1 protein-coding gene is annotated in these 611 nt (G+C 48.6%); it reads right to left on the bottom strand.

Annotated elements, in window-relative coordinates:
• Positions 1-50: 50 nt before the first annotated feature.
• Positions 51-278: a hypothetical protein gene (locus tag IEU99_RS10950; RefSeq protein WP_128889026.1), complete on the bottom strand. Its 228-nt coding sequence runs from the start codon at positions 276-278 to the stop codon at positions 51-53.
• Between the last annotated feature and the right edge of the window lie 333 nt (positions 279-611).

Below are 611 nucleotides of genomic sequence, written 5' to 3'. Positions count from 1 at the left end.
AGGTAGCCGTACCGGAAGGTGCGGCTGGATCACCTCCTTTCTAAGGAGTATTACTTTTTTCTTTTTTTCTTTGTAAGTGCATCATCACCGTTTGATGAACCCACACCTGTTGTGTGTGGTGTTGGTGGTGGTGTCACCGGGTGGAGATCACCAACTTGAGTACTCAGTGTGTTGCGAGCAGATCTCGTGAGATGCGGTGCTTGGTGGTTGTGGTTGATGGCTGCAAAAATAAATGTTTTTTGGGTGTTGGCATGCTGTTGGGTGTCTGGGACATGCACGTGTCCTTGTTGGTTGCTGTGTGTGCTGGTTGCTACCGCCTTGTGTGTGGTGGTGGTTGGTGTGCATGGTGGTGTTGTGTGAGAACTGTATAGTGGACGCGAGTCATCTTTATTTCTTTGTTGCTTAATGTGCAATTGAAGTTTGTAAGAGTTTTGTAATACATCGTTTGTGTGTGTATGTGTGGCGCATCATCACCGAGCTTGCTGCTTTTGTAAGTGGTTGGTTGGTGGTGGTGGTCGTTATTGTGTTCCGGTGCATGACTGGCCACTGCTTTTGTGGTGGTGGTTGGTGTGTGTTGGAAGGGCACACGGTGGATGCCTTGGCATTTCGAG

This window comes from Corynebacterium pelargi (genome assembly GCF_014635485.1).
GTDB classification, from domain to species: domain Bacteria; phylum Actinomycetota; class Actinomycetes; order Mycobacteriales; family Mycobacteriaceae; genus Corynebacterium; species Corynebacterium pelargi.
The sequence above is the reverse complement of the archived record's forward strand: the minus strand, read 5'-3'. Positions and strand labels throughout refer to the sequence as shown.